Genomic DNA, 21,366 nt, shown 5'->3' on the forward strand with positions numbered 1-21,366 from the left:
GTTTTTTGTTTAAAAATGAGTTATTTTAATATTTCAAGTATCTTTAATCCTAATTTGGTTGCTTTGTAAAGCCTGCCTTTTTTAGCATTTTCATTTAAACATATAACTAATTCTTTTCTTTTTAAATCGTTTAATGCATTAGATACTTGTGTGGGACGTAAATTAGTTTCTTTTGCAATTTCTGAAGGCATTTTGTAATCCTCATTTAAAGTTTTTATAGTTTTGTATCTTGATGGTGATACTTTTATAAACCCGACGATTTCCCAAGTATGTTCATCATTTAACTTTTTATTCATGTTATATGTCTTTATATTGTATCAATAACTTTATTATTTGTGACTTTATTTCATATTATTCTAATTTTATTATTTTTTATTTCATATTTATTTTATTTATTTCGTTTTAGTAACAATTTTATAGTACTTTAAATAAATTAATAAAATGTAAATTGAGTAAAAATTATAAAATTTACTTTGATTTACATTTTTATAATAGCTATTGACTATTGTATAAAAAGGTTTTTAGTTACTATTTATTGATTAAATAGTAATGGATTTAAATAAGGTTGCAAAATTAACAATTAATAATTATACTTATAAACTTTAAATTAATTAGTGGGTTAATTAATTTTCTTAGTGTATAGATTATTAATAAAAAGTATAATTATTTGTTAATTTTGTATTGTATGCTCTTTTTTTGATTTTAATAGTATTTTATTTGATTTTTTCTTAATTTGTCTATAATATTATATATTAATGTAGTTAATAATTATAAATGTAAAAATTATTTTATTATTAATAAAATATATTTTATAAAAAATGTATATTGAAGGTTGATTATTTATGAAATTTCATAAGCAATTTTTTTTAAGCATTATATTATTAATTCTTATTTTTGGAATTAGTAGTGTAAATGCGGAGGATTCGGGAAGTTCTGATTCATATGATTCATATTTAGATGACTCTTCCATAGAATGTACTCAAGGTAATTATAATTTCCAGGTTAATAATACATTAGCTAATCCATCTAATGATGTTATTATTGTTAATGACTGGAATGAACTAAAAAGTTATTGTGAAAAAACTGATAAAAATTATGTTCTTCAATTAAAGGAAAATACTAATTTTTATCCAGTTGATGGAAATGATAGCTCAAATCAGATTATTGTTAAAAATAACGTAACAATTTTAGGAAATAATGGGGCTTATTTTGGGGATAAATCAAATAATCCACATACAGTTTATTATACTCCAATAAAAACTGCAGAAAATTCAGGTATTAGTTTAAAATTATTTAATCTAACTTTTAAATGGATGATTCTTTCACAAAATGAACCTCTAGAAAGTGGAATGTTTATAGAATTAGCTGGTAATTCTAATGAAAATACTCTTGAAAATTGTATTTTTGATAATATAACTTCACAATTAAGTCATGCATGTGTTTATTATATTAAAAGAGGTTATACTTCTGTTAAAAATTGTAATTTTACAAATATTAATACTTGTTTTGGTATTTTAAGTATTTATGATCCTAATGCAGGTTTATCTTGTAATACTGCACATATGTTAGTGGAGAATTGTTATTTTGAAAATAATTATGCATCAACTGAACCAGGTTGTATTAATAATTGTGGTCAATTAATTGTTAAAAATTCTACATTTTATAAAAATAAGGCTTTTTGGTGGGCTGGAGCAATACATACTCATAGTGGAGCTAACACAACTATATATAATTCTAACTTTACTGATAATGTAGCTGGATGGAATGGTGGTGCATTATATACTTACAGTTACTTACAGATATATAACTCTACTTTTACAGGTAATAATTGTACAACTAATAATGGTGGTGGAGCTATTGGTGCATGTTATTATGGATCTAATCCACATATATATATTGAAAACTCATTATTCCAATATAATGAAAATAATTGTTGGACTATAGGTGGTGAATCTACAACTGGTACTGGTAGAGGTGGTGCTATTTCTATAATGGACAATGGTGATTTAGATGTATATAATTCTACTTTTATCTCTAATAGTGCATCTATTGGTACTGCAATATGTGCAAATCAAGCACAAGGTTATGGTTCTCCAAATGTTAGGTTGATAAATAATAAATTTTTTAACCATACTAAATCTGGTGATGTGTTGGTGATTGATCTTTCTAATTCTATATTGGAATTATCTAATAATTATTATGAAAATAATTCAATTGTATTTTCCAAAATTAAACTTAGTGAAGAAAGTAGAATTGGTAATACAACAACATTATATATTCAAGCAACAATTAAGAATCAAAAATATTATGATGAAGATATATTATCTAGGGAAGGTTATCTGGTTTATGTAGATGGTGTTTATGTAAAAACAGTTCATGATACTCATTTTAATTTAACATTTACTGATGGTAAAGAACATAAAGTATATGTACGTCCTGTAGTAGCAGAGAATGGTACTAATGTTCTTATAGTTAATGGTGTGCCTATAGAATATATTTATGTTTCTGTGAATGGTAATGATGCAAATAATGGTAGTAAAGATTCACCTGTACGTACAATAGCTAGAGCTATTTCTTTAAATACTAATGGAATTTACATTTTAGATGGGACTTATAGTGAGTATGGTTTGGTTATTAGTAGTGATTTAAAGATTGTTGGTCAAGGAAATGTTATTATTGGATGTGTTGATTACACTATGCCAATATTTAATATAACAAACAATGCAACTGTTACTTTTAAAGGTTTAAGGTTTACTAATATAACTAATAGTGAAATTATAAATGGTTTAAATGCTAAAGAAGTTGAAATAGATAATTGTGAATTTTATTTAAATAATCAAAATACTAAAAGTATTCTTATTAATGTTTATAATTTGATTATATCAAATTCAAATTTTACAAATAATGGGGTATTTAAATGTATTTATACTAATTATTTGGCTATGGACAATTGTATATTTGCAAATAATGTTGTGACTGAAAGAAAGTCTTCTAGTGCTATTGATAGGGGTAATTTAATTTATATCGCACTTAAAGACCAACAAGCTATTATCAGTAATACAATTTTCGAGAATAATAGTGTGAATCAAGGTTGCATTGCTTTAATGGTTGATGATGCTAATTATGGATTGACTGTATCTAGATCTATTTTTACAAATAATAATGGTTTAGATAAAGGTGTTTGTTTATATACTAATGCTGTTGGAAATAAATATTCTGTAACAGTTTCTTCATCAATATTTATTAATAATTCTGCTTCTCAGGGAACTATTGCATATATTCTTAAACAAGCTACATTTACAGTTGAAAATTCAATATTTTTAAATAATAATCCAACTAAAACTACTGGATACATGTTTGATGTAGTGTCAGGTAGTGCAAATTTAGTTATTGATAATAATTGGTGGGGTAATACTGTTGATAATTTAACTGATGTTCCAAAAGTAGCAAGAACTTTTAATCCAAACATTTGGTTATTTTTAAATGCATCTGCTAATAATAATGAATTTACAATTACTGAAAATGCATTAGTTACTGTTGATTTAGCTCATATAGTTAATAACAAAGGTGAAATTACAAAATATGATGATGCTTCTAAGTTATTATTGCCAGTTATAAATATTGCAGTTGTTAATGGTGTTATTACTTCTGTTTATGATAAATTTACAAATGGGGTATTTCAAATTATTTATACTCCTGAATCTGTAGGTATAGGCTCTTTAACTGTTGATTTATTTGGAATAATAAATACTGTGGACTTTAATATACTAAAAGGAACAACTAATGTAAATATATTTACTGGAGATATTAAATATGGTGAAGACCTTGTAATTAAAATAACTTTAGATGATGCTAAAGCAACAGGTAATGTTGTAATTAATATTGATGGTAAAAAATACACTGTTAATTTAGTAAATGGAACTGGTACTTTAATAATTCCTAATTTAGCTAGAGGTAGTTATGATATTGTAGCTAATTATGAAGGTGATGGTAATTATCAAAGTGCTTCAAACACAGCTTCAATTAATGTATTAGGTGTTAATCCTGAAATGGAAGTTAATATAACTTTCAATGATTATGGTGATTCAATTAAAATAGATATTATTTTACCTAGTGGTGCTAAAGGAAATATAACTGTTGATTTTGAAGGCAATGTAAAAAATATTGTTGCAGATGGTAAAATTATAACTGTTGAATATAATAATATTAGCTTTGGTAAACATACCGTCAAAGTTTATTATAGTGGGGATAGTAAATACAATTCTTATGAAAAAAATGTAGACTTTGCAAATAATAAAACTAACTCTTCATTAATTATTGATGCAAGTGATGTTAAAGTTGGAGGTAAAATTTTAGTAAATGTTGTTATTCAACCAGCACCTGGAAAAGATGAAGAAGTTATAATTACTATTGGTGATGTAGTTAAAACTATAAAATTAAATGCAAATGGTAAATGTTCTGTAGAGTTTTATGATTTACCTGCAGGAAATTACACAATTAAAGCAGTTTATAAAGGTAATTTTGTTTATTATGGGTGTGAAAATTCTACAAATATTACAGTAATACCTTATCCTGATTATCAATGGAATCAAGATGGATTTGATACTAAAAATGGAGGTAAATCAAATTATACTGGTAATAGTAATGGTAATGATATCTGGAATTATGTTATAAGTGGTGGTCAAATTAATGGTTCCATAGTTATTGATGAAGATGGAAATATTTATGTGGCAACTACTGGTGGAATATATTCATTTACCTCAAATGGTACTTTAAGATGGAAATTTACTAATGGTTATGGAAATGCAATTAGTCCGGGGTTAGCTATTTGTCGTGATATTATTATAGCACCAAAATCAGGTGATGCACTACACTTTATAAATAAAACTACTGGTAAAAAATTAAGTAATGCTAATATTTGGCAAGGTTCAAGTGAATTTTCACCAGTTGTTGATTTAAATGGTAATATATACATATCTAGTGAATATCAATATTCTGATAAAGGATATTATTTAGTAATTGTACCTTATAAAATGTGGCAAACTGGAGGGGCACCTACTATGATTGCATTAGGAGCACAACCAACTAGTGCACCTACTGTATTAAATAATGGGTTAGTATGTATTAATACTGTTGAAGGTCTTAAAATAATCAATACTACTTCAAAAACTGTTGTTGGAAGTTTTGCTAATATTGGTGGTGTAGGACGCCCAGTTGCTGATGAAAATAATGTGATTTATACTATAGGTAAAGATGGTAAAATCACTGCATTAAATATAAATAATGTATTGTGGACTTCAAAATTAGCTGTATGTGGATCTACATTAGTTTTAGATGAAGATGCAGGTAGTCTTTACACTGTAGGTAAAGATGGTAATATTTACAAAGTGGACATATTTAACAATGGTGAAACTTCTGTGTTGTATAATTTAGGAAGTAATTCTTCTTCTATGGTTGTTGATAATCAGGGAAATATTTATGTTGGATCAAATGGTGGAAAAGTTATTGCTATTGATAATTCTGGTAAATTATTATGGGTATTTGATGCAAAATCTCCAATTAATGGTGGTATATCCATAAGTAATGATGGAATAATTTATGTACACAGTGATAAAACAGTCTATGCATTAGGAATAGGTAAATTTGTTTCAACAATTAATGCATCAATTGACAATATTAAAGTTGGTGATGATTTAATTATTGATATTTCAGTGCCTAAGGATGCTACAGGTATTGTAACAGTTATAATTGGAAATATAGTTAAAAATTTCACTATTGAAAACGGTAAAGTTTTAGCAAATATTAAAGATTTAAGTGCTGGAGAATACACTGCTAATATCATTTACAATGGATATAGTAAATATAAACCATCTGAAACATCTGTTTTATTTAATGTAACTAAATATGATTCTCAAATAAATATTTCTGTTGGTAATATAGAAATTGGAAAAGATGCTATTGTAAATATTGAGGTTACTCCAGGAGCTACTGGTAAAATAGTTGTAACAATTAATGGAAAATCACAAATTATAGAACTCAAAAATAGTAAAGCTACAGTGATTATTAATAACTTAACAGATGCTGAATATAAAATTAATGTTGAATATGTCGGTGATGCAAAATATTTAGCTAGTAAAGATAGTTATGTATTTTCTGTTGATAAACTTAAATCTTTTATTATAGTGTCTGTTGATGATATTAATGTTGGAGATGATGCTGTTATTAATATTATTGTTCCAAATGATGCAACAGGTAATGTAACTCTTGTTATAAATGGTAAAACTGAAAATATCATTGTTAAAAATGGTAAAGGTAGTATTACTATTTCTAATTTAAATGTTGGTGATTATACAGTTAGTGCTACTTATAATGGTGATTCAAGATATTTAGCTAGTAAAAACTCTACTTCATTTAATGTGTCTAAAAGGGATTCTTCTGTTTTAGTGTCTGTTGATGATGTTGTTGTAGGTGAGGATGTTATTATCAATGTTGTTGTTTCTAAAGGAGCTACTGGTAATGTAATTTTGGTCATTGGGGATAAAACTGAAACTGTATCTCTCATTGACTCTAAGGCCACATTAGTTGTCAAAAATTTAGCTGAAGGTAATTATAAAGTTCAAGTGATTTATACTGGTGATTCAAGATATTCAAATTCAAATAATTCTACTTCATTTGACGTGTCTAAAAAGATTTCTTCTGTTTTAGTGTCTGTTGATGATATTATTGTTGGAGATAATGCTATTGTTAATGTAATTGTCCCTAATGATGCTACAGGTAGTGTAACTATTACTATCAATGGTAAATCTGAAAATATTGAAGTTAAAAATGGTAAAGCTACTTTAGTTATTAAAGATTTAACTAGTGGTACTTATACTGTTGAAGTAAATTATAATGGTGATTCTAAGTATTTGTCTAGTAAAAATTCATCTTCATTTAAAGTATCAAAAATATCAAATTATGATATCAAATTCAATATATCAAAAGTAAGTGAGGGTGAAGATGCTGAAATAATTGTAATTTTACCTCAAGATGCAACTGGTAATATAACATTATCAATTAATAATAAACCTTATATTGCTAAAGTAGAGAATGGTAAAGCTAAAATAATTATTCCAAATATTCCTGCAGGAACTCATGAATTTATTGTAACTTATTATGGGGATAATAAATATGAAAGAGGTACGGCAAGTGGGGTAATTACTGTTGATAAGAAAGTATTTGTTCTAACTGTTGATGATGTTATTAAGTTTTACAAAGGTTCTGAAAGGCTTATTGCTAAATTAGTAGATTCTAATGGTAAACCAATAGCTAATGCTGAAATCATATTTACTATTAATGGTGCTACTTATAAAAGAATCACAGGTAATGATGGTACTGCATCTATGGCTATTAATTTAGTTTCTGGAACTTACAAAGTAATAACTAAGTATAATGGCACCTCTGTTGATTCAAATATAATTATTAAATCAACAATTAATGGTCAAAATATTATTAAAATGTATCAAAATGGAACTCAGTTTTATGCTACATTTGTAGATAGTAACGGTAATTTATTAGTTAAAACTGATGTTAAGTTTAATATTAATGGTGTATTTTACACACGTAAAACTGATGGAAATGGTGTAGCTAAACTTTCTATTAATTTAAGGCCTGGAAACTATATTTTAACAGCTATTAATCCAAATAACAATGATGAAAAAGGATTTAATATAACTGTAAAAAGTTTAATTGAAGCTAATGATTTGACAAAATACTTCCAGAATGCTTCTAAATTCGAAGCAACAATTTACAATAAAGACGGAAGCCTAGCAATTAACAAAGAAGTTACATTTAACATCAATGGTGTATTTTACAAACGTACAACTAATGATAAAGGAGTAGTAAGCTTAGCTATTAACTTAAGACCGGGAAACTATGTCATTACCACAATCTATGAGGGATTGGAAGTAGGTAATAAAGTAAATGTTTTACCAACTCTTGAAACCAGAGATCTTTCTATGAAGTTCCAAGACGGCAGTAAATTTACTGCAAAAACTGTTAATGGTCAAGGTAAGCCTTTAGCTAATCAAAATGTAACATTTAATGTAAATGGTGTATTTTATCATAGAATTACCAATGATGAGGGTATAGCAAGCTTAAATATTAACTTAATAAAAGGCGAATATATCATTACCTCTATTTGGAATGGTTATCAAACTGGAAACACAATTAAAATTGATTAAGTAAATGATTTATTTCATTTATTTTATTTTTCTTTTTTTAATCTTATTTTACTTACTTAAATTTACTAAAATAGAAAACTTTTTATATACTAATTTGCCAATATTTAAATAGTAAATTAACTTATATTATTTATTGTTGAATTATATTGAACTAAAAAATTATGTAGAGGTAGGTTTCATGAAATTTGAAGAACAAGAATCTATCGATGATTCCTCAAAAGAAACTGTATTAAAGCCTGAAATAGAAGAAAATGAGGCTTTTGAAAAAATTGAACCAATGTTAGATTATGGTAATATTAAAAGTTCAAAAGATATTGAAGTTCCTCCATTATTAATTGATCAAGTTATTGGACATGAAGAGTCCATTGAAACTATTAAAAAAGCAGCAAAACAAAGGAGAAATGTTTTACTAATTGGTGATCCTGGTGTAGGTAAATCAATGTTAGCTAAAGGTATGGCTCAAATATTGCCTCATGAATCCTTAGAAGATATTTTAATTTATCCAAACATGGAAGATACTAATCATCCTTTAATAAGGTCAGTTCCTGCAGGTGAAGGTAAAAAAATAGTAAAAGCAACTAAAGGTTCTGCTAAAAACCATGAGGAGAAAAAAACATTAATTACTACATTTGTTATTGCAGCAATTGTTGTTATTGGATTTATGTATGGTAGAATACTTGAAGCTATCATTGCAGCAGCATTAATTTTACTTATTTCTATCCAAATAAAACCTAAAAATAATAATATGTCTCCAAAATTATTAGTTAATAATGAAGATAAAAGATTTGCACCATTTATGGATGCAACAGGAGCTCATGCAGGAGCATTACTTGGAGATGTTCGTCATGACCCATATCAATCTGGTGGTCTTGGAACTCCAGCACATGAGCGTGTTGAATCTGGAATGATTCATAAAGCTAATAAAGGAGTTTTATACATTGATGAAATTGGTACTATGTCAATGAAAACTCAACAAGAGCTTTTATCTGCAATGCAGGAGAAAAAATACGCAATCACTGGTCAAAGTGAAAACAGTAGTGGTGCAATGGTAAGATCTCAAGCTGTGCCATGTGATTTTGTACTTGTAGCATCAGGTAACCTCCAAGTTATTGAAGATATGCATATAGCTATGAGATCAAGGATTAGAGGATATGGATATGAAATTTTCATGAAGGATTCCATGGATGATACTCCAGAAAACAGGAAAAAATTAGCAAGATTTGTAGCTCAAGAAGTTAAAAATGATGGAAGAATTCCTCATTTTGATCCAGATGCATTAGATGAAATTATTTTAGAAGCTAAACGTCGTTCAGGAAAACAAGATGCATTAACACTTAAGTTAAGAGATTTAGGTGGATTAGTAAGATCATCTGGTGATGTAGCTATTGAACATGGAGCAGATTTAGTAACTGCAGAACATGTTATAGAAGCTAAAAGATTCTCAAGAACTCTTGAACAACAAATTGCAGATAGATCTATTAAACAAAGAAAAGAATACAGTATGGTTCATCCTGAAGGTGGAAGAGTTGGTCTTGTAAATGGACTTGCAGTTATTGGCGATAGGAGTGGAATTGTTTCACCTATTGCTGCTGAAGCAGCACCAGCTCAATCTAAAGAAGGTGGAAAAATCATAGCTACAGGTAAACTTGGTGAAATTGCTCAAGAATCAGTTCAAAATGTAAGTGCATTAATTAAAAAGTACACTAATAAAGATATTTCTGATTATGATATTCATGTTCAATTTATCCAAACTTATGATGGTGTAGAAGGAGATAGTGCAAGTGTTTCAATAGCTACTGCAGTTATTTCTGCTGTTGAAGATATTCCTATAGATCAAACTGTAGCATTAACTGGATCTTTAAATGTTCGTGGAGATGTAATGCCTATTGGTGGTGCAACAGCTAAAATTGAAGCTGCTGCTGAATCTGGAATCAAAAAAGTTTTAATTCCTAAGTCTAACATGAAAGATGTTATGCTTGAGAAAAAATATGAAGATATGATTGAGATTGTTCCTACTGAAACTTTAAGTGATGTTTTAGAAAACATTTTAATAAATGGTAGTAAAAAAGATATTTTAATTGAAAAAATGAAATCTTTAAGTTCTAAAGTTGTAAGTAAAGTTCCTAAATCTCAAATAAATAAACCAACTACTAATTAAGTTGGTTTTTTTCTTTTTTTTAAATTTTATATAATTATATATAATAGAAAAATTATAATATTTTTTCAATATATAATTAGAGAGGGTAGTATGGTTAATAAAATTCGTTTAAGTATAGCTAAGTTTGCAGCTAAGATTGCTTCTCAAGTAGCTAAATTAGGTTCTGGAAGTGGTGGAAATTTTCCAGGTCATGTTTTTTTTAAAGTTGCAGGGCAAGAAGCATTGTTTGATTTGTCTCATGAAATGAAAGTAGGTCCTATTTTAGTTACAGGTACTAATGGTAAAACAACTACCACAACACTTTTAATTAAACTTCTTTCTCATGATACAGAAATTAGAAAAAGTTTTGAAAATAATACTATTAATTCAATCACTACAGGTATTTTAAAAGGAAAAGGTGATATTGGTGTTTTTGAGTATGGTATTAGAAATAAAACATATGGTATCCCAGATACTATTCAAAGACTTGTTGATCCAATAGGTGTAGTTTATACTACAATTTCTCGTGAGCATTCTCAAGTAGCAGGTATTAAAAATCCTTTTGATGAATATGTGGAAGCTAAAACTTTACTTTCAAAAAATATGACTAAAGGAATTGTTATATCTAATGCAGATGATCCTTTAACTGCTAATATAGCAATAAATAAACAAAAGGATATTAAAGTTAATTTTTATGGTTTGGATATTGATGATATTGATGATATTTTTGAAGGAAGCAATAGTTTAAACTGCCCTAATTGTGGTAAAAAATTAGAATATTCTCAAAAGTTCCTGAATCATAGGGGGATATATGGTTGTTCTTGTGGTTTTAAACGTCCAGAACTTAATGTTAAATTAGTAGATGCTGATTTTAAAACAGATGAATGGGATTTGACTATTGAAGGAGAATTGTATAATTATACAAATAATCAAGATGTTTCTTTTAATGTTGTTATATCAGTACCTCCATTTGGATTCCATAATATTTACAATACATTAGCTTCAATTACAGCATATGCATCTTTTACTCCAAGAATAGAAAATATTGAAAATACTATTAGAGATATTTTTAATAATTTAGACATGTCTTTTATTCCTCCAGGAAGATTTGAAGTTGTTAAAATAGATTCCAACAAATATGTTGGGCTTGGTCAAGGAGATAATGGTGATGCTGCTAGAATTAATGCATTATTTATGGATCAATATATTGATGGTCCCTTAGAATTTATTTACACGACTCCTGATGTAAATGAGGAAGAAATATTTGAGGATCACTTAAAAGTTATTAAAAGTTTAAATCCTGAACATGTTATTGTTGTTCCTGGAAGAAAATCTATTGAAAAAGCTGAGGAATATTATAATATAATAGCTGAAGAATTTGACGCTGTTTTTTATCCTTTAAGCTATGAAAAAATGGGTGAAAGAATTGATAAACTTGTTCAATTAGCACAAGATTCTAAGTATAATTATGTTATTATGACGGGTTGTGGTGAAGAACAAGAAATGTGGGAAAATATAAAACAAAAATTAATTAAAAGATAATGTTATTTTCGATTATCTTTTTTATTTTTTTGTAAAATTCTGTGTTTTCAGATTTTATCTCATTAAATGATGAATCAATTTTACATCCGCATAAATCACAACTGCCTATGATATAGTCAGTACTATTCTTTTTAATTAATATTCCAAAATATTCTTCTTTTAAATCCCCATATTTTTGAAATTCTTCTTTACTAAGTTTTATTGTTTCATCTTTCATGGAATAAATGTCACATTCGTTAAAAATAGGTATGAAAGCAAGCATTCCAAAAGTTATGAAAATATTTTCATGTTTTAAAACTTTTAAAGCTTTTTTAACATAGTTATCATCATTTTTAATATTATATTTCTTTAATTCATTTATGTTATTAGAACCCATAGTGTAATTATCATGGATTATTGTAATAGCTAATTGGGGGTCAATGTAATTATTACAATTAGATATAATATTTTCAATAGTTTTTCCAATATTCATTAATAACACCTTCATATTTTTCACATAATGTAATGACATTGTTTATTTTTTCAATTTGATTAAGCCAGTCTATAGGTATAGAATCAAATCCATAATAAATTCCTGAAAGCCCACCACAAATAGCAGCAATAGTGTCAGTATCTTCACCTAAATTAACAGCTTTTAAAACACTGTCTTTGTAATTGTCTGTTGTTTTTAAACAATAAATAACGCTTTCTAAAGTATCTATAACATAACCTGAACTTTTGATATCTTTGTTTAAATCATCATTAAATATTCTTTTAAAATGTTTTAATTCATTTGAATTATTATAATATTTTTTAACTTTATCACTGGCTATTTTAATGTGTTCTTTAATTGTTAAATCAGATGAAAACATTGATTTAGCTATTTCAACATATAATACACAAGCTATTTTTGACCTTAAGTGAGCATGAGTTAAAGCAGATACATTTTCAATGGTTTCATAGTTAATATCTGGAATAAATGCAAGTGGTAAAATTCTCATTAAAGATCCATTTCCATTATCCATTTCTCCAGTCCCACCACAATTTAGAGCTTTAAAACCATCTTTAAACTTGGATAATGAGTTAAAAGTAGTTTCTCCATAATCAAATGTACCATATTGTGTGTATTTATCATTAAATAACCATTCTGAAAATTCAGATTGAATATCTTCGAAGTCAATAGCTTTTTTATTACAAATACTATTCATAGTGGCAAGTGTCATTGATGTATCATCTGAAAAAGTTCCTGGAGGCATATTATATGTTCCATAACCTTTCATCATTTTAACAGGGTTCTTTTGTAGTGTTTCACGTGAAGTAAACTCAACGGGAACTCCTAATGCATCACCTATAATAAATCCACATATTCCATCTTTAATTTTCATAATTATAATTATTGCATTATAAAATACATAAATTATAACTATTACTTCATATAATTATTTAATATAATGATTTTTGAAACGCAAAAGTTAATTTTAAAGTAGGGGTGTGGTGATGTTGAAGAATTATGTAATCTCTGCTGAAAATCCAAATTGGTCCAAATAGCATATGGGCCTCAACATAAAAGTGTTAAAAATAATTTGGAGATAATTCAAACAATTTTTGCTAAAGATGAAACAGATACATACTTTAAATAGTGAAATTATTGTAGAAAATAAGTGAGGAATCAAAAAATGGAAACTTTAGAAGTAATTAATAAAAGAAAAAGTATTAGGGCGTATAAAAATAAACAAATAAGTGAGGATGAGTTAAATACAATTATTGGTGTAGCTAATAAAGCTCCAAATGCAGGACTCTTTCAAGTAACTGTTATTCAAAATTCTGAATTTTTAAAAGAGATTAATGATAAAACTAAAGAGTTTATGTTAAATTCTGAAGGTTTTATGCGTGAAAGAGCATTGATTCCAGGTTATGAACCATTGTATGGTGCTCCAACATTAATTGTTATTTCTGCACCTGATGGACCATTTACTCAAATAAATGTTTCAGCAGCTGCAACAACAATGATTTTAGCAGCTACTGATTTGAATGTAGGTACTTGCTATGTTGTATCCCCAATTCCTATTTTAACTCAATTTAAAGATAAATTAAATATTCCTGAAGGCTTTGTTCCTATTTCTGGTATTTTGATTGGTTATGAGGATGAATGCAGTATTCCATCTCCTGAACGAGAAATTCCTGATAATATAAATTTCATTGGTTAGATTAATATGACTAGAATTTGTAAAAATTGTAATTTTGAAAATCAAGATAATTATGATTATTGTGCTAAATGTGGAACTCCATTAGTTGAAGGTCTTAGTCCTAAAACATTTATTGTTTATAAAAATGTAGAAACAACTATTAATAAAAAATTTTTAATTATATCTTATCTTATTACAATTATATTTTCATTTGGTGGGTTTGTAATAGATTTAATAGCTAAACATACTTCTATGGGATTTTTTAGCTTTTTCGGGTTTTTTATGCCATTTTTCTTATTACAGGCAAAAGATAATAGGATTAAAAAACATGGTGTTGTTCAGTTATTATTATCTTTTATAGGGTTTTTATTGTTTATAAGAACATTACCATTATAAAAAAAGAGTTTTTAAGTATTGTGTTAACAATACTTTTTTTTAAAAAAATTTAAACAAAATGAATTTTTATATCTCCACTTAATAAACATCCTGGAATTTCTAAGTAATTCATATGGAAATCACTCATTGCTTTATCTGCTGCATCTCCACGATCCATACCGTCACCCCAGTCATATTGGCGAATGTCTGAAATAATGTCTCCACCAAATATTTTTTCTGAAGCATTATTATTTACAGTTACTACAATATTTGGAGATATGTTGTATGTGTATTCCATTATTTCTTTAGCTGCTTGATAAGGATTATTTTCATTAATCATGTAAATATTATGTAAAGTTCCATGTTCAGCATTAAATGAGCTTCCTGGATATATCCATTGGAATCCACCACTCATATTCCATGTTGCAGCCATGTCAACACCTGGAATACCTCCTTCGCTTTCATCTTCAGCTAGTATCAGTACACTAGAAGTTGCAGCTATTCCAATTATAACAATGATAATTAGAATTATAATTGCAAAAATAATTCTTCCAATTTTCATGATTTACAATTGTTTTTAACATTTAATATAGTTAACTTTTTTTATGTTGAAATTAAATATTAATTTATTATATTAATTTTTGGTGATAATGTGATTATTGGTGGTTCAGCATCTCAAGACTTAGCGGCTCATGTAGCAGAAGAATTAAATGATGAATTATGTTATGTAGAAACTAAAAAATTCCCAGATGGAGAAAGATATTTACGTGTTGATGGAAAAATTGATGACGAAGTGACTGTTATTCAATCTACTGGATATCCTCAAGATGAGAACTTAATGGAATTATTATTTTTAATATCTAATCTTAAAGACCTTGGAGCTAAGAAAGTTAAAGTTGTTGTTCCGTATATGGGTTATGCAAGACAAGAAAAACGTTTCCATGATGGTGAAGCGATTTCTGCAAAAATTGTAGCTAATTTAATTCAAAGTGCAGGAGCTGATGAGTTCATTACATTTAATATTCATGAAAAATGTGTTTTAGACTTTTTTGATATTCCTACTACAAATATTTCTGCAATGGCTGCAATTGCTGAATATATTGGTGGAAAAATTGATGAAAAACCTTTAATTGTAGCTCCTGATAAAGGTGCATATCCTTTTGCTCAAGAAATAGCTAGTATTCTCGATTGTGAATGTACTTATTTGTCTAAAGTTCGTCTTGGACCAGATAAAGTAGAAACTAGAATTGTGGATGTTGAAGGAAGTTCTGATGAAACTGTTAATGTAGATTCAGTTAAAGATAAAAAAGCATTTATTATTGATGATATTATAGCTACAGGTGGAACTATTGTTAATGCAGTTAAAATATTAAAGGAATATGGTGCTAAATCTGTTGATGTTTGCTGTGTTCATCCTATTTTAGTAAATGGAGCTACTATGAGAATTTATGCTGCAGGTGCTAATAGTGTAATATCTACTAATTCATTATCTGCAGACAGTTCCCGTGTTTCACTTGCAAAAAGTATTGCAAATGTTTTGAGGGATTAAAATGTTTGATAAAGATGCTATTAAAAAAGAGCTTATTGAAGGATCTAATATTATTTTAAAAAGATATGATGAAGATGATATTGTTGAAAGCATATCTGTTATGAATACAAAGGATCATGTTATTTTTTTAGGATCTTTAAAAGTTTTTAATGAAGGAAATGTTAAGAATATTGAGAAAAATTTAGAAAGCTGCTTTGATGATTATGGCATAATTAAAATAAGAAGTAAAAAAGTTATTCCGTGTTGTTCTATGCCATATTTTCATGTTAGTTTTCATATTACTGTTGATAATTTAATCTGAGATTATGAAAGAATTTAAACTTAATTCACCTTATAAACCATTAGGTGATCAACCAAAAGCTATTAATTCTTTAGTTGATGGAATTAAAAAAGGAGAAAGAGAACAAACTCTTTTAGGAGTTACTGGTTCAGGTAAAACTTTTACAATGGCTAATATCATTGAAAAAGTTCAAAAACCAACTCTTATTATTTCACATAATAAAACATTAGCTGCACAACTTTACGAAGAGTTTAAAGAGTTTTTTCCAGATAATGCAGTTGAATATTTTGTTAGTTATTATGATTATTATCAGCCGGAAGCTTATGTGCCACGAACAGATACTTTCATTGATAAAGAATCTTCAGTTAATGAAGAAATTGATATAATGAGACATTCAGCTACACAATCTCTTCTATCTAGGGATGATGTGATTGTAGTAAGTAGTGTTAGCTGTATTTATGGTGTTGGTTCTCCAGAAGATTATGGTGAGTTTGCATTTGGAATTGCTGTAGGGGATAATTATGATAGGGGAGAAATTATCCGCAGACTTGTTTTTATGCAGTATGAAAGAAATGATATTGAATTTGCCAGAGGTCAATTTAGAGTTCGTGGGGATGTAATTGAGATTAATCCTGTTCATGGTACTCCCCCTATAAGAATTGAACTTTTTGGTGATGAAATTGATGCAATTAGTTTAATTGATAAAGTTACAGGTAAAAAAACTGAAAATTTAAAAAGATACATGATTTTTCCAGCAAAGCATTTTGTTGTTGGTCAAGATAAAATGGATGTAGCTATTAAAAATATTTCTGATGAGTTAGATGAAAGATTAAATGAGTTTAATTTATCAAATAAACTTGTAGAAGCTCAAAGATTAGAACAAAGAACACGTTTTGATATTGAAATGCTTCAGGAAATGGGGTATTGTCCAGGTGTAGAAAATTATTCTATGCATTTATCTGGAAGAAAATGGGGAGAAAAACCATATTCTCTTTTAAAATATTTTCCTGATGACTACTTGACAATTGTTGATGAATCTCATGTAACTTTACCTCAAATTCGTGGAATGTATAATGGAGATAGAGCACGTAAGGAAACATTAGTGGAGCATGGTTTTAGATTACCTTCTGCTAAAGAAAATAGACCTCTAAGATTTGATGAATTTGAATCATCAATTAATCAGATTATTTATGTTTCAGCTACTCCAGGGGCTTATGAATTATCTCGTTCTACAAATGTTGTTGAACAAATTATTCGTCCAACAGGTTTAGTTGATCCTGAGGTGATCATACGTCCAGTTAAAGGTCAAGTTGAAGATTTACTTGGTGAAGTTAAAAAAAGAGCTAAAAAAGATGAAAGAGTTTTAGTTACAACTTTAACTAAGAAAATGGCTGAAGATTTAACTGATTACTATGCAAAAATAGGTGTTAAAGTTAGATATATGCATTCTGAAATAGATACTTTAGAGAGGATTGAAATTGTTGATGATTTAAGAAGAGGAACTTTTGATGTTTTAGTTGGTGTAAATTTACTTAGAGAAGGGTTGGATTTACCAGAGGTTTCTTTAGTAGCTATTTTAGATGCAGATAAAGAAGGATTTTTGAGAAATGAAACTTCTTTAATTCAGACTATTGGGAGGGCTGCAAGAAATAGTAATGGTCAAGTAATTATGTATGCTGATGAAATGACGGATTCTGTTAAAAAAGCTAGTGAGATTACTCGCAAAAGAAGAAAACTCCAAATCAAATATAATGAAAAACATGGTATTGTTCCTAAAACTACTAAAAGAGCACTTAAAGAGAAAAAAGAAGTTGAAAAATTAGATATTGGTGGAACTGATATTAGTAAAATACCTAAAGATGAATTACGTTTGCTTATTAAGGATTTGGAAAGTGATATGAAAGATGCAGCTGCTAAACTTGATTTTGAAAAAGCAGCTAATTTGAGGGATCAAATAGCTACTTTAAAAGGTTTGAAAAAAAAGTAGATATATTTATATATGTAAATGTATAATATTTGTTTGATACATTACGAATATTTTATTTTTCAAATGCTCTTAGATTAATATTATTAAATTTAAGTATTTGATAAAGTATTATGGAGGTTATTAATGACAACTAACTCTAAAAAACAAATTATCATTAAAGGAGCTAAAGAACATAATTTACAAAATATTGATTTAGCTATTCCTCGTGATGAATTTATTGTAATAACAGGATTAAGTGGATCAGGTAAGTCATCACTAGCTTTTGATACAATTTATGCTGAAGGACAGCGTAGATATGTTGAATCATTATCTGCTTATGCAAGACAATTCTTAGGACAAATGAAAAAGCCTGAAATGGAGTATATTGAAGGTTTATCTCCAGCTATTTCAATTGATCAAAAAACTACAAAAGAAAATCCAAGATCAACTGTAGGAACTATTACTGAAATTTATGATTATCTTAGATTGTTATTTGCAAGAATTGGAATTCCGCACTGTCCTAAATGTGGAAAAGAAATATCTCATCAAACAATAGGTCAAATTGGAGATAGTATTATAGAAGAAGGGGAAGGTAAAAAAATTCATATTCTTGCTCCTATTATTAGAGATAAAAAAGGTCAACATAAAGATGTTTTAGATGATTTAAGAAACAAAGGATTTGTAAGAGCAAGAATTGATGGTGAAATTAGAGATTTAGAAGAAGATATTGATCTTCCAAAAACATACAGACATACTATTGAAGTAGTTGTAGACAGATTAAAAATAAGAAAAGACGTTGACTTTAAAAGAAGATTAGTTGACTCACTTGAAACAGCTTCAGAGTTTGCTGATGGTTTAATAAATGTGTTATTTTCAGCAGATGATGAGGATTATGAAAAAAAATATTCAGAACATTTTGCTTGTGTTGATTGTGGAATAAACTTTGAAGAATTAACTCCAAGAATGTTTTCATTTAATGCACCTCAAGGAGCATGTCCTGAATGTAATGGTATTGGAGTTAAAATGGAAATTGATCCTGATTTAATTATTCCAAATAAAAATCTTTCATTAAATGAGGGTGCAGTAACTCCATGGGCAAAATCTAATAAAAAGGAAAATTATTATCATCAAATGTTAGAAGCAGTAGCTAAATATTTTAATTTTAGTATGGATATCCCATTCAATGAATTAACTGAAAACCAACAAAATTTAATATTGTATGGTTGTGATGATAAAATACCATTTTCATTTAAACGTAGAAATAAATCATATATGGTTAATCGTCAATTTGAAGGTGTAATTCCAAGAATGGAACGCTTATATATTGAAACTAAATCAAATTACAGTAGAAAATATATCTCTAAATTTATGAGTGATAGGAAATGTCATGTTTGTCATGGAAAAAGGTTACGTCCTGAAGTTTTAGCTGTAACTGTTGGTGGAAAATCAATAGCTGATGTAGTAGAAATGTCTATTAAAGATTCTTATCAATTCTTTTTAGATTTAAAATTAACTGAAAGAGAAAATTTCATAGCTAAAGAAATCTTAAAAGAAATAAAACAAAGACTTAAATTTCTTGTAGATGTAGGTTTAGATTATTTATCCATGGCACGTTCATCAGGTACATTATCTGGTGGTGAAGCTCAAAGAATTAGATTAGCTACTCAAATAGGTTCTGGATTAGTTGGTGTTTTATATATATTGGATGAACCAAGTATTGGTCTTCATCAAAGAGACAATGTAAAACTTATTGAAACTTTAAAAAGACTTAAAAATTTAGGAAACACTTTAGTTGTTGTAGAACATGATGAAGAAACAATATTGTCTGCAGATTATGTTGTAGATATAGGTCCTGGAGCTGGAGAACATGGTGGAAAAGTAGTTGCTGCAGGAACTCCTGCTGAAATTATGGAGTCTCATGAATCTGTCACAGGCCAATATATTTCAAGACGTGAAGTAATACCAATTCCACAAGTACGTAGGGAAGGTAATGGTCAATCACTTGTAATTAAAGGAGCTAGACAAAATAATCTTAAAAATATTGATGTTGAAATACCATTAGGTAAATTTACCTGTGTTACCGGAGTAAGTGGGTCTGGTAAAAGTAGTTTAATTAATGAAATATTATATAAAGGTTTAAATGGCAAATTAAACAATAAATTTACTTTTGCTGGAGATTATGATAAAATTGAAGGTGTAAGTAATATTGATAAAATCATAGCTATTGATCAAAAACCTATTGGACGTACACCAAGATCAAATCCTGCTACATATACTGGAGTATTTACTGATATTCGTGACTTGTTTGCAGATACTCCTGAAGCTAAAGCTAGAGGATATAAACCTGGAAGATTCAGTTTCAATGTAAAAGGTGGAAGATGTGAAGCATGTTCTGGTGATGGAATTGTTCAAATTGAAATGCACTTTTTAGCTGATGTTTTTGTTCCATGTGAAGTATGTGGTGGTAAAAGATACAATGAAGAAACATTAGATATTCGTTATAAAGGTAAAAATATCTATGAAGTTTTAGAAATGACTGTTGAAGAAGCTTTGGAGTTCTTTGAACATATTCCTAAAATACATAAAAAACTTAAAACATTACTTGATGTAGGTTTAGGTTATATGAAAATAGGTCAACCAGCTACTACTTTATCTGGTGGTGAAGCTCAAAGGATTAAACTAGCTAAAGAACTTTCAAGGTCAAATACTGGAAATACTTTGTATATTTTAGATGAACCTACAACAGGTCTTCATTTTGCGGATATTAAAAGGTTATTATCTGTGCTTGCTAGATTAACTGATGCAGGTAATTCTGTTGTTGTAATTGAACATAATTTAGATGTTATTAAAACAGCAGATTATATTATTGATTTAGGTCCTGAAGGTGGAGATGGTGGGGGTAAGGTAATAGCTACTGGAACTCCTGAAGAAATAGCTAAATCTGGAACATATACTGGTGAATTTTTACAAAAAATTCTTAGTGAAAATATCACTCCTTATGCTAAACAACTTGTTAAAGAAAAAATGAGTAAATAAATTTTCTCTTTTTAATAAAGTATTTAATAAAGTTATTACAGATTAAATTTAAGTTCACTTTTTTAGAAGTAACTTTATTCAAGGTGTAATATGA

Annotated in this window: 13 protein-coding genes; 9 read left to right on the top strand and 4 right to left on the bottom strand. The window is 28.0% G+C overall.

Annotated elements, in window-relative coordinates:
* Window positions 1-20: 20 nt before the first annotated feature.
* A complete protein-coding gene (locus Q0984_RS04410; RefSeq protein WP_299524148.1) occupies window positions 21-296 on the bottom strand; it encodes a MarR family transcriptional regulator in 276 nt (91 codons plus the stop codon).
* A gap of 546 nt (window positions 297-842) precedes the next feature.
* Here Q0984_RS04410 and Q0984_RS04415 point away from each other — a divergent pair.
* The 3 genes from Q0984_RS04415 to Q0984_RS04425 all read left to right on the top strand — a co-directional run bounded on the left by Q0984_RS04415 (window position 843) and on the right by Q0984_RS04425 (window position 11,901).
* The gene (locus tag Q0984_RS04415) at window positions 843-8,222 is read left to right on the top strand and encodes an Ig-like domain repeat protein (protein WP_299524150.1); all 7,380 of its coding nucleotides are present in this window, start codon (window positions 843-845) and stop codon (window positions 8,220-8,222) included.
* A gap of 277 nt (window positions 8,223-8,499) precedes the next feature.
* The gene (gene lonB / locus Q0984_RS04420; protein ID WP_299524392.1) at window positions 8,500-10,380 is read left to right on the top strand and encodes an ATP-dependent protease LonB; all 1,881 of its coding nucleotides are present in this window, start codon (window positions 8,500-8,502) and stop codon (window positions 10,378-10,380) included.
* Window positions 10,381-10,470: 90 nt separating this feature from the next.
* Window positions 10,471-11,901: a Mur ligase family protein gene (locus Q0984_RS04425; RefSeq protein ID WP_299524152.1), complete on the top strand. Its 1,431-nt coding sequence runs from the start codon at window positions 10,471-10,473 to the stop codon at window positions 11,899-11,901.
* Here Q0984_RS04425 and Q0984_RS04430 read toward each other — a convergent pair.
* On the bottom strand, window positions 11,891-12,373 hold the full coding sequence (locus Q0984_RS04430; protein WP_299524154.1) for a hypothetical protein: 483 nt from the start codon (window positions 12,371-12,373) through the stop codon (window positions 11,891-11,893). The two genes, Q0984_RS04425 and Q0984_RS04430, sit on opposite strands and share 11 nt — an antisense overlap.
* The gene (locus Q0984_RS04435) at window positions 12,351-13,265 is read right to left on the bottom strand and encodes an ADP-ribosylglycohydrolase family protein (protein ID WP_299524155.1); all 915 of its coding nucleotides are present in this window, start codon (window positions 13,263-13,265) and stop codon (window positions 12,351-12,353) included. Before Q0984_RS04435 ends, Q0984_RS04430 begins: the two co-directional genes overlap by 23 nt.
* Before the next feature lie 291 nt (window positions 13,266-13,556).
* On the opposite strand from Q0984_RS04435, the gene Q0984_RS04440 reads away from it, so the two are divergent.
* Window positions 13,557-14,087, top strand: coding sequence for a nitroreductase family protein (locus Q0984_RS04440; protein ID WP_299524157.1), 531 nt, complete (start codon window positions 13,557-13,559; stop codon window positions 14,085-14,087).
* A 6-nt stretch (window positions 14,088-14,093) separates the two neighbouring features.
* Window positions 14,094-14,462, top strand: coding sequence for a zinc ribbon domain-containing protein (locus Q0984_RS04445; RefSeq protein ID WP_299524159.1), 369 nt, complete (start codon window positions 14,094-14,096; stop codon window positions 14,460-14,462).
* Between the two features lie 49 nt (window positions 14,463-14,511).
* On the opposite strand, the gene Q0984_RS04450 is transcribed toward Q0984_RS04445, so the two are convergent.
* The gene (locus Q0984_RS04450) at window positions 14,512-15,003 is read right to left on the bottom strand and encodes a hypothetical protein (protein ID WP_299524161.1); all 492 of its coding nucleotides are present in this window, start codon (window positions 15,001-15,003) and stop codon (window positions 14,512-14,514) included.
* A 90-nt stretch (window positions 15,004-15,093) separates the two neighbouring features.
* On the opposite strand from Q0984_RS04450, the gene Q0984_RS04455 reads away from it, so the two are divergent.
* The 4 genes from Q0984_RS04455 to uvrA all read left to right on the top strand — a co-directional run bounded on the left by Q0984_RS04455 (window position 15,094) and on the right by uvrA (window position 21,272).
* The gene (locus tag Q0984_RS04455; RefSeq protein WP_299524163.1) at window positions 15,094-15,990 is read left to right on the top strand and encodes a ribose-phosphate diphosphokinase; all 897 of its coding nucleotides are present in this window, start codon (window positions 15,094-15,096) and stop codon (window positions 15,988-15,990) included.
* A 1-nt stretch (window position 15,991) separates the two neighbouring features.
* Window positions 15,992-16,291 (top strand): hypothetical protein, encoded by a 300-nt coding sequence (locus Q0984_RS04460; RefSeq protein ID WP_299524166.1) that lies wholly within the window; start codon window positions 15,992-15,994, stop codon window positions 16,289-16,291.
* 4 nt (window positions 16,292-16,295) lie between these two features.
* Window positions 16,296-18,257, top strand: coding sequence for an excinuclease ABC subunit UvrB (uvrB, locus tag Q0984_RS04465; protein WP_299524170.1), 1,962 nt, complete (start codon window positions 16,296-16,298; stop codon window positions 18,255-18,257).
* A gap of 123 nt (window positions 18,258-18,380) precedes the next feature.
* A complete protein-coding gene (gene uvrA, locus Q0984_RS04470; RefSeq protein WP_299524173.1) occupies window positions 18,381-21,272 on the top strand; it encodes an excinuclease ABC subunit UvrA in 2,892 nt (963 codons plus the stop codon).
* The last annotated feature ends 94 nt before the right edge of the window (window positions 21,273-21,366 follow it).

The organism is uncultured Methanobrevibacter sp., assembly GCF_934746965.1.
Classification (GTDB): domain Archaea; phylum Methanobacteriota; class Methanobacteria; order Methanobacteriales; family Methanobacteriaceae; genus Methanocatella.

What these genes read in the sequence shown, in the direction of transcription:
- Q0984_RS04460 (WP_299524166.1), top strand. Translation starts at nt 15,992, where the DNA reads ATGTTTGATAAAGATGCTATTAAAAAAGAGCTTATTGAAGGATCTAAT.
- Q0984_RS04435 (WP_299524155.1), bottom strand. Translation starts at nt 13,265, where the DNA reads ATGAAAATTAAAGATGGAATATGTGGATTTATTATAGGTGATGCATTA.
- Q0984_RS04425 (WP_299524152.1), top strand. Translation starts at nt 10,471, where the DNA reads ATGGTTAATAAAATTCGTTTAAGTATAGCTAAGTTTGCAGCTAAGATT.
- Q0984_RS04450 (WP_299524161.1), bottom strand. Translation starts at nt 15,003, where the DNA reads ATGAAAATTGGAAGAATTATTTTTGCAATTATAATTCTAATTATCATT.
- uvrA (WP_299524173.1), top strand. Translation starts at nt 18,381, where the DNA reads ATGACAACTAACTCTAAAAAACAAATTATCATTAAAGGAGCTAAAGAA.
- Q0984_RS04440 (WP_299524157.1), top strand. Translation starts at nt 13,557, where the DNA reads ATGGAAACTTTAGAAGTAATTAATAAAAGAAAAAGTATTAGGGCGTAT.
- lonB (WP_299524392.1), top strand. Translation starts at nt 8,500, where the DNA reads ATGTTAGATTATGGTAATATTAAAAGTTCAAAAGATATTGAAGTTCCT.
- Q0984_RS04445 (WP_299524159.1), top strand. Translation starts at nt 14,094, where the DNA reads ATGACTAGAATTTGTAAAAATTGTAATTTTGAAAATCAAGATAATTAT.
- Q0984_RS04410 (WP_299524148.1), bottom strand. Translation starts at nt 296, where the DNA reads ATGAATAAAAAGTTAAATGATGAACATACTTGGGAAATCGTCGGGTTT.
- Q0984_RS04415 (WP_299524150.1), top strand. Translation starts at nt 843, where the DNA reads ATGAAATTTCATAAGCAATTTTTTTTAAGCATTATATTATTAATTCTT.
- Q0984_RS04430 (WP_299524154.1), bottom strand. Translation starts at nt 12,373, where the DNA reads ATGAATATTGGAAAAACTATTGAAAATATTATATCTAATTGTAATAAT.
- uvrB (WP_299524170.1), top strand. Translation starts at nt 16,296, where the DNA reads ATGAAAGAATTTAAACTTAATTCACCTTATAAACCATTAGGTGATCAA.